The sequence below is a fragment of the Paraconexibacter sp. genome (assembly GCF_041602235.1).
Lineage (GTDB): Bacteria > Actinomycetota > Thermoleophilia > Solirubrobacterales > Solirubrobacteraceae > Paraconexibacter.
In genome coordinates this window covers 1-6,805 of record NZ_JBFIGP010000215.1, presented here as the reverse complement: position 1 = coordinate 6,805, position 6,805 = coordinate 1, and the positions used below count along the sequence as shown (strand labels likewise).

Below are 6,805 nucleotides of genomic sequence, written 5' to 3'. Positions count from 1 at the left end.
GAGTTCGAGTACCAGGCATCCCAGGCTGAGCTCGAGCGCCCGCACGTCCGTGCGGTCTGCGAGGCGCTGCTGCGCCACGATCCCCGTGTCGCCCGCCTGGAGTACGAGGGCGACTGGGCCCGGGTGACGCTGGCGTCCCGCACGCCGTACCCGCCGGCCCGCCGCCGGTGGCAGCACCTCGCGCGCCGCGGGTAGATGGGGCGGACGGGCCTCGGGCGGCGCTTCGGCTGCGGTCGCGCACGGGTAGCCTGACTGCGCAATGGGCATCTCCCTCCGTGACACCAAGAGCGCGCAGCAGTACCAGCGAGCGCTGCAGTACCTCCCGGGCGGGGTGAACTCCCCGGTCCGTGCGATGCGGTCGATCGGTCGCGATCCCCTGTTCGTCGATCGCGCCGAGGGAGCGGAGCTGCTCGACATCGACGGCAACCGGTTCATCGACTACGTCTGCTCGTGGGGCCCCCTGATCCACGGGCACGCTCATCCCGAGATCCTCCGGGTGGTCGGCGCGGCGGCGCAGAAGGGCACGACGTTCGGGGCGGCGACCGCCGGCGAGGTCGATCTGGCGGAGGAGGTCGGACGGCGGGTGCCGTCGGTCGAGATGCTCCGGATGACCTCGTCCGGCACGGAGGCCGCGATGAGCGCGATCCGCCTGGCGCGTGCCGCGACCGGCCGGACGAAGCTCCTCAAGTTCGCCGGTGCCTACCACGGGCACGTGGACGGGCTGCTCGCGGAGGCCGGCAGCGGCCTGGCGACCGCCGGCCTGCCCGCGAGTCCCGGCGTCCCCGAGGCGGCCACGGCGGCCACCATCGTCGTGCCGTGGAACGACGGCGAGGCGCTCGTCGCGGCGACCGACGAGCACGAGTTCGCGGCGGTGCTCGCCGAGCCCTACCCGGCCAACATGGGCCTGACCCCGCCGCACCAGGGCTTCCTCGAGCTCGTGCGCGCCCGGGCGTCCCAGAACGGGGCGCTGCTGGTGTTCGACGAGGTGATCAGCGGGTTCCGCGTGGCGCGCGGCGGCGCGCAGGAGCTGACGGCGGTGCTGCCCGACATCACCGTGATGGGCAAGGTCATCGGCGGCGGCCTTCCCGCCGCGGCCTACGGCGCCTCGCGCGATCTCATGGAGCACATCGCTCCCGCGGGCGACGTGTACCAGGCGGGCACGCTGAGCGGGAACCCGCTGGCCGTCGCCGCCGGCCTGCAGACGCTGCGGATGCTCGACGACGCCGCGTACATGCGGCTCCAGAGCATCACCGAGCGCCTCGCAACCGGTCTGCGCAGCGCTGCGGGCGACAGGCCGGTCCAGGTGCAGTCGGTGTGCGGCCTCGTGACCGTGTTCTTCTCCGCCGAGCCGGTGGTGGACTACGAAACCGCCAAGGCGTGCGACCTCGACGCCTACGGCGCGTGGTGCCGGGCCCTGCTGGCGCGCGGCGTCTACCCGCCGCCCTCGCAGTTCGAGGCCTGGTTCCCGTCGCTGGCGCACACGACGGAGCAGCTGGACAGGACGATCGAGATCGCGGCGGCCGCCTTCGCCGAGATCGCGTGAGCGACGGACACGACATCCTGCGGGACCTCGCCGACGCGGTACGCCGGGACGGCGGGCTGCTCGCCGCCGCGGTGATGGACCCGGACCCCGGCGCCGAGGCCGGTCTCGGAACGCTGGCGGCATCCGGGCCGAAGGCGGCGACGAGCCCCGGAGACCTGGCGTTCGTGGTCGAAGCGGTGCGCGAGGGATATCTCCTGCACTACGCCCCGGGCAGGAGCCGCGTCGTCGTGACCGCCGACCGGGACCTGGCGCTGCTCGCGGGCGACCGGTTGTACGCCCTGGGACTGGCGCGGCTGGCCGAGCTCGGCGCTCTGGACGCCGTGGGGGAGCTGACCGACGTCATCGCCCTGTGCGCCGGTGCTCACGCCGAGGGCGCGACCGATCTGGCCGAGGCGGTCTGGGAGGCCGGGGCGGTGGCGGTCGGATGGGGGTCCGATCCCGGCCTTGAGCAGGCAAAAGAACGGGCCCGAACGAGTGATCCGTCCGCCGCAGGAGCACTCAGAGCCGCCGCGCGCCAGCTTGCGGAGGATGTGGCGCGCTGAAGCGGAATGCGCGTTGAGGGCCGTCGTGCCGCCTCTATCGTTTACCGAGCGATAAGGTTCCCGTCCTCACGGAGACCCCGGACGCGCCCGAGCGCCTAGGAGCCGCAGTGTCAGACCGCAGGAAGACGAAGTCCAACTACACGCTTGACCGGGGGATCCCCGGCGCCTTCGAGGGCGAGACGGTCACCCGTCGTCGCTTCATGACCGCCACCGCGCACACCGCGGGCGCCGTCGCCGCGTCGGCGTTCCTCCTGCCTGCCCTCGGATTCGCCATGGGCCCGATCTTCGAGGAGCACGAGCAGCCGTGGCAGGACGTCGGCAGCCTCGACGAGCTGGAGGACGACACCTACATCCCGAAGACGATCACGCTCGTCACCGGGGTCGGCCAGGCCGGCAAGTCCACCGTGTACCTGCGCAAGCGCAACGAGGCGATCGACACCGAGCCGGCCGACCAGTACAACCAGGTCGTCGCGCTGTCCACGCGCTGCATGCACCTCGGTTGCCCGGTCCGCTACGTCTCGGCGGCCGAGCGCTTCATCTGCCCGTGCCACGGCGGCGTGTACGACTTCGTCGGACGCGTCGACGGTGGCCCGCCGGTCCGTCCTCTGGACCGCTTCTACACCCGCGTCACCAACGGTCGGGTCGAGATCGGGAAGCGCTTCTCGGTCAACGAGGAGCTCGACCGCTTCTCCCCGCGCGATCCGGGCGAGCCGCTCGACGGCGTGGGGCAGTACCTCTACCCGTCCCGGCCCTCGATCCGGAAGCTCTCGGAGTAGCCACCGATGCCCAAGCTGAAGCTCCCTCTCCCGCCCCTGCCGGACAAGGCGATCCCGCTGCCCAAGCGGCCGGGCCAGCCCAAGCAGGGTCCCCTGGACGTCGCCAAGGAGACCGGCATCTCCGCCGTCGACTGGGTCGACGAGCGCACGAGCCTCTCCGGCGCCGCGCGCTGGATGATGTTCCGCAAGGTGCCCAAGGGCACCAACTGGTTCTACACCCTGGGCTCGGCGACGATGTTCGCCTTCCTCGCCCAGGCGGTGACCGGCGTCTTCCTCGCCATGTACTACCGGCCCGACGCCGCCTCCGGCGCGTACGAGTCGATGCGCTACATCAACGACGAGGTCTTCCTCGGCGAGTTCGTGCACGGCATGCACAAGTGGGGCTCGTCGGTGATGGTCATCCTGATCTTCCTCCACATGGCGAGGACCTTCTTCTTCGGCGCGTACAAGTACCCGCGCGAGCTGAACTGGGTCATCGGCGTCGTGCTGCTCATCCTCACGATGACCATGTCCTTCACCGGGTACCTGCTGCCGTTCGACCAGCGGTCCTACTGGGCCACGATCGTCGGCGTGAACATCAACGGCACCGGCCCGCTCGTCGGTCCGTTCCTGTCGGACTTCCTGCGCGGCGGCCCCGAGTTCGGCGCCACGACCCTGTCGCGCTTCTACGCGATCCACATGATGCTCGTGCCGGGCCTCCTCGGCGCGCTGATCGGAGCGCACCTCTACCTGGTCGCGAAGCTGGGCACGACCGCCCCGCCGTGGATCAAGGCCGAGACGTACACCCCGAAGGACGAGGAGCAGGCGTGAACAAGCAGGAGAAAGAGCAGTACCTGCGCGAGTACTCGGTCCTCAAGGCGCAGGGCAAGCCGTTCTTCCCGTACGCGGTGGCGAAGGACGGCATGATGGCCGTCATCGTGATGGCCGCGATCATCACGATGTCGCTCGTGCTGGGCGCCGAGCTCGGCCCGAAGGCCGACCCGACGACCACGACCTACACGCCTCGTCCCGAGTGGTACTTCTTCTTCCTCTTCGAGCTGCTGAAGGTCATCAAGCCGCCGGAGCTCGTGCCGCTCGCCACCATCGGCGTGCCGACGATCTGCATGATCCTGCTGTTCCTGCTGCCGTTCTACGACCGCGGTCCGGAGCGGCGGCCGGAGAAGCGCCCGATCGCCACGACCGCCGGCATCTTCACCATCTGCGCCATGGCGCTCCTGACCTACCTCGGCGCCGAGGCCGGCGCGCCGACGCAGATCGACATGGAGACGCCCGCGCGGATCGTCGCGCAGGGTCCGGAGATGACCGAGCAGTACGAGGCAGGCAAGCTCGTGGTCGCGCAGTCCGGCTGCCTGGCGTGCCACAAGATCGCTGAGAACGGCAACGACGGGCCGGGGCCCGACCTCACGGAGATCGCGACCCGCCTGCCCGCCCAGGCGATCTCGCAGACCCTGGTCAACCCCACCTCTCCGATGCCGTCGTTCCGGGCGCTGCAGGAGAAGGAGCCCGAGAAGTTCCAGGCGATGGTCACGTTCCTCGGCCAGCTCAAGGCCGAGGAAGAGTAGATCCGCGCGGTCATGACCCCGACCGCACCGACGACCGGCCCGGAGGCCGGTCGTCTGGAGGAGCCGCAGGTCCGCGCGATGTTCGACCGCATCGCGCGGTTCTACGACGGCATGAACTCGGTGATGACCGCCGGGCTGCACCACACGTGGCGCTCGCGCGCCGCGGATCTCGCCGCGGTGGGGCCAGGGGATCGCGTCCTCGACGTCGCCTGCGGCACCGGCGATCTCGCGATCGAGCTGCGATCGCGGGTCGGCGCGGAGGGCTCGGTCGTCGGCTCGGACTTCTCCGAGGGGATGCTCGAGCTGGCCCGCCGCAAGGCGCCGGAGCAGGTCTGGGAGTGGGGCAACGCCCTGGAGCTCCCGTACGAGACCGGCAGCTTCGATGCGGCCACCGTGGGGTTCGGTGCCCGCAACTTCAGCGATCTCGACCAGGGCCTGCGGGAGATGACGCGGGTCGTGCGCCCGGGCGGTCGCGTCGTCGTGCTGGAGATCACCACGCCGACCCGCCCGCCGCTGTCGACGTTCTTCCGGCTGTGGTTCGACCGCGCGGTCCCGCTGATCGGCAAGGTCGCCGGCGACGCCGACGCCTACGAGTACCTCCCCAACAGCGTCAAGCGCTTCCCCGACGCCCACACGCTCGCCGCCAGGCTGCACGCCGCAGGTCTGGACCCGGTCCGCTACCTGCTCACCGCCGGCGGGATCATCGCGATCCACGTCGGCGAGAAGCCCGCGTGAGCGTGCCGGCGATGGACGCCGGCTCCCATGCGCTGGCGGCGGAGGCCGCGCCGATCGCAGTCGCCGCAGGACCGTACGTCGCGCCGCTGATGGGCGCGGTGGAGGATCTCCTGACCGAGGTCGCCGCGGCCACCGCCCCGGCCCTCGCGCCCCACGGCGCGTCGACGATCGCTGCGGGCGGGAAACGCCTGCGTCCGCTGCTCGTGCTCGTGGCGGCAGGGGGCGCGCCGGACGATCCCGCCGGCCTCGTGCGCGCCGCGGCGTCGGTGGAGCTCGTCCACAGCGCGACGCTCGTCCACGACGACGTGCTCGACGGAGCCGACCTGCGGCGTGGTCAGCCGACCGTCGTGGCCACCGCCGGCCCCGGGATGGCGACGGCCGCCGGTGACCAGCTCTTCGCCCGCGCCTTCACCCTGCTCGTCGCCAACGGCCGTCCCGACGAGGTTCGGGTGCTGTCCGACGCCGGATCCGCGCTGGCCCGGGGCGAGCTGCTCCAGCGTGAGGACGCCTGGAACGCGGAGGTGACGCTGGACCGCTACCTGCTGCGCTGCGAGCTGAAGACCGCGCGCCTGTTCGAGTCGGCCTGCACCCTGGGTGTCATGGAGTCGCCCGCGACCGCCACCGATCCACGGATGCTCGCCCCGTTCGGGCGGGACGTCGGCCTCGCGTTCCAGATCCTCGACGACGTGCTCGACGTGCAGGGCCCCGCCGAGCGCACGGGCAAGCACCGAGGCACCGACCTGCTGGACGGCACCGTCACCCTCCCGTTCATCCTGGCGCGTGAGCGCGACCCCGCGTTGCGCGCGATCGAGCCGCGGACGATCACCAGTGCCGAGCAGGCCGAGCAGGTCTGCGACGCCATCGCAAGCACGGGCGCGCTCGCCGAGGCCCGCGAGCAGGCCCTGGCGCTCGTGGAACGCGCGCGGGCGTCGCTTCCCGACGGTCTGGGGCGGGCCCAGCGCGAGGCGCTGGAGCTCGTCGCCCACGGCGTGGTGGCACGCTACGCCTGAGACGCAGCGCCGCGGCCTGGTCCGGGGCTAGAAGTCCTCGGGCTGGATGTGGCCTGCGTCAAGCGCGCGGACGAACCGGTCGATCTCGTCCTCCATGTTCGCGTGGAGGATGCGGCGCAGATCGCTCACCAGCGTCTCGGTCCCGCGGTCGAGCTCGTCGTCGAACTCCTCGACGAGCTCCTGCTCGAAGACCCCGGTGCCGTGCCACTCGCAGTTGGGGCACCGCAGGGTGACCTCCCAATGGCGGGGGCCCGCTTCGGACCACTCCGTGGGGTACACCAGGTTCGAGTCGCACGAGCCGCAGAGGTGCAGCGGCGTCCGGGTCTCCGCGGGGCCGGGGCTCGGCGCCACGGCATCCGACCGGACGACCTGGTCCTCGAAGTAGACGACCTCGATCGTCTTCCCGGACGGGAGGACGACCTTGCGCACGTAGTGGTGTTGATCCGGGTTGGGAGCCATTTCGCAGTCCTTGGTGACGCTCACTTCATCGGCGGCGTCGCCGCAGGACTTGAGCCCGACCTCGGCGGCTGTTCGGGGCCCGGTCGATCCGGCGCTACCCTTCAACCGACCCCCCGGACGAACGGAACCTCCACGCATGCCGAACATCGGACCCCTCGAGCTGGCGATCGTGCTGCTC

The 6,805-nt window shown here is 71.3% G+C and carries 9 protein-coding genes; 8 read left to right on the top strand and 1 reads right to left on the bottom strand.

Translation table 11 applies throughout. The features are described 5' to 3' along the window. The 8 genes from ABYE80_RS15270 to ABYE80_RS15235 form a co-directional block, all read left to right on the top strand. A partial coding sequence (locus ABYE80_RS15270) for a hypothetical protein (RefSeq protein WP_372791150.1) occupies window positions 1-195 on the top strand: 195 nt, incomplete at its 5' end. Between the two features lie 64 nt (window positions 196-259). After that, window positions 260-1,543, top strand: coding sequence for a glutamate-1-semialdehyde 2,1-aminomutase (gene hemL, locus ABYE80_RS15265; RefSeq protein ID WP_372791149.1), 1,284 nt, complete (start codon window positions 260-262; stop codon window positions 1,541-1,543). Then, window positions 1,540-2,085 (top strand): hypothetical protein, encoded by a 546-nt coding sequence (locus ABYE80_RS15260; RefSeq protein WP_372791148.1) that lies wholly within the window; start codon window positions 1,540-1,542, stop codon window positions 2,083-2,085. The genes hemL and ABYE80_RS15260 overlap by 4 nt, the downstream gene beginning before the upstream one ends. Window positions 2,086-2,192: 107 nt before the next feature. Further along, on the top strand, window positions 2,193-2,861 hold the full coding sequence (locus ABYE80_RS15255; RefSeq protein WP_372791147.1) for a ubiquinol-cytochrome c reductase iron-sulfur subunit: 669 nt from the start codon (window positions 2,193-2,195) through the stop codon (window positions 2,859-2,861). A 6-nt stretch (window positions 2,862-2,867) separates the two neighbouring features. Then, entirely contained in the window at window positions 2,868-3,671 is an 804-nt protein-coding gene (locus tag ABYE80_RS15250; RefSeq protein WP_372791146.1) for a cytochrome bc complex cytochrome b subunit, read from the top strand. Continuing rightward, window positions 3,668-4,423, top strand: coding sequence for a c-type cytochrome (locus ABYE80_RS15245; RefSeq protein WP_372791144.1), 756 nt, complete (start codon window positions 3,668-3,670; stop codon window positions 4,421-4,423). The genes ABYE80_RS15250 and ABYE80_RS15245 overlap by 4 nt, the downstream gene beginning before the upstream one ends. A gap of 12 nt (window positions 4,424-4,435) precedes the next feature. Continuing rightward, window positions 4,436-5,158, top strand: a complete 723-nt coding sequence (gene ubiE / locus ABYE80_RS15240) for a bifunctional demethylmenaquinone methyltransferase/2-methoxy-6-polyprenyl-1,4-benzoquinol methylase UbiE (protein ID WP_372791142.1) — start codon at window positions 4,436-4,438, stop codon at window positions 5,156-5,158. Window positions 5,159-5,169: 11 nt separating this feature from the next. Further along, entirely contained in the window at window positions 5,170-6,168 is a 999-nt protein-coding gene (locus ABYE80_RS15235; RefSeq protein WP_372791141.1) for a polyprenyl synthetase family protein, read from the top strand. Window positions 6,169-6,195: 27 nt separating this feature from the next. On the opposite strand, the gene ABYE80_RS15230 is transcribed toward ABYE80_RS15235, so the two are convergent. Continuing rightward, on the bottom strand, window positions 6,196-6,627 hold the full coding sequence (locus ABYE80_RS15230; protein ID WP_372791140.1) for a hypothetical protein: 432 nt from the start codon (window positions 6,625-6,627) through the stop codon (window positions 6,196-6,198). Between the last annotated feature and the right edge of the window lie 178 nt (window positions 6,628-6,805).

Excerpts from the sequence above, each read along its gene's own strand:
- ubiE (WP_372791142.1), top strand. The coding sequence starts at position 4,436 with ATGACCCCGACCGCACCGACGACCGGCCCGGAGGCCGGTCGTCTGGAG.
- hemL (WP_372791149.1), top strand. The coding sequence starts at position 260 with ATGGGCATCTCCCTCCGTGACACCAAGAGCGCGCAGCAGTACCAGCGA.
- ABYE80_RS15250 (WP_372791146.1), top strand. The coding sequence starts at position 2,868 with ATGCCCAAGCTGAAGCTCCCTCTCCCGCCCCTGCCGGACAAGGCGATC.
- ABYE80_RS15230 (WP_372791140.1), bottom strand. The coding sequence starts at position 6,627 with ATGGCTCCCAACCCGGATCAACACCACTACGTGCGCAAGGTCGTCCTC.
- ABYE80_RS15235 (WP_372791141.1), top strand. The coding sequence starts at position 5,170 with ATGGACGCCGGCTCCCATGCGCTGGCGGCGGAGGCCGCGCCGATCGCA.